Genomic DNA, 1,122 nt, shown 5'->3' with positions numbered 1-1,122 from the left:
GGCCGGGCCGCAGCATCCACTGCTCATGATCGTTCCTCCTGGGTTCGGGTGGTCGGGGTTCAGCGGGTGAGCCAGGCGGCGGCGCGGGCACGCTCCAGTGCGGCGTCGGCCCGGCAGGCGCGGTCGCAGACCCGGCCGGTGGCCTCGTCGAAGGAGACGGTCGTGGGCGTCGCGGGAGCCGGACGGCGGCGCAGCAGGAAGCGCATCTCACACTCCGTGTTTCGAAGCTTGTCTAAGCAATGCTCAGCCTGCACTCTGGTTAGAGAGATGTCAAATTAGGTGGCGGTCAAAACAGTCGGGTTCCTGGTGCATCCATTTCCGGAGTGCACCGTCTACCTCAGTGACGTTGCCCACCTGAAGGAGAGGACGATCTGCCATGACCGGCACCGACACCACCCCGGCCGGCCCCGCCGCCGAGACGCCCGCCGCGGCCTGCTGCTCGACCACCGCGCTGCAGACCTGCTGCGCCCCCGAGGACAAGGGCGCCTGCTGCGGCTTCCCGGCCGGCGGCTCGACCGGCGATTCGGTCACCACCCCGGCCGTCGAGGCGCCCAGCAGCTGCGGCTGCCGGTAACACCGCACGCCTGCCCGGGGCCGGGCCGACCGGCTCGGCCCCCGGACAGGGCGAGGAAGGACACGACCGTGACGACGCCCACCCGACCGGCCGCCGACGCCGCGGCGGCGAGCGCGCAGCTGCGCACCCGGCTGGTCGCCTTCGTCGCCGCCCGCATCGACCGGCCCGCCGACGCCGAGGACATCGTCCAGGAGGTGCTGACACGCATCAGCCGCAGCAGCTCCGGCCCGCGCGAGACCGGGCGGTTGGAGGCCTGGGTCTACCAGATCACCCGCAACGCGATCATCGACCACCACCGCGCGGCCGCCGCGGCCGGCCGGGCGCATGCCCGGGCCGCCTTCGACCGCAGCCTGACCGGCGAGGCGGCCGAGCCCGGCGCACTGGCCGCGCTGGCCGGATGCCTGGCGCCGATGCTGGCGCAGCTGTCGGAGCGTGATCGCCAGGCCATCACCGTCATCGACTACGAGGGCGTCACCCAGGCCGAGGCCGCCCGCCGGCTCGGCCTGTCGGTGCCCGGGATGAAGTCCCGCGTCCAGCGGGCCCGGACC

The 1,122-nt window shown here is 73.4% G+C and carries 3 protein-coding genes; 2 read left to right on the top strand and 1 reads right to left on the bottom strand.

Annotated features, from left to right (window positions below):
• Window positions 1-59: 59 nt before the first annotated feature.
• Entirely contained in the window at window positions 60-206 is a 147-nt protein-coding gene (locus ACWJ6R_RS36810; protein WP_449066623.1) for a hypothetical protein, read from the bottom strand.
• Window positions 207-376: 170 nt separating this feature from the next.
• Here ACWJ6R_RS36810 and ACWJ6R_RS36805 point away from each other — a divergent pair, with 170 nt between their 5' ends.
• Window positions 377-574, top strand: a complete 198-nt coding sequence (locus ACWJ6R_RS36805) for a hypothetical protein (protein ID WP_449066622.1) — start codon at window positions 377-379, stop codon at window positions 572-574.
• A 68-nt stretch (window positions 575-642) separates the two neighbouring features.
• Window positions 643-1,122, top strand: a 480-nt coding sequence (locus ACWJ6R_RS36800) for a sigma-70 family RNA polymerase sigma factor (protein ID WP_449066621.1), incomplete at its 3' end; no start/stop codon positions are given.

Source organism: Planomonospora algeriensis, assembly GCF_977012225.1.
Note: the sequence above shows the minus strand (reverse complement) of the source record. Positions and strands in the feature narration are given on the sequence as shown.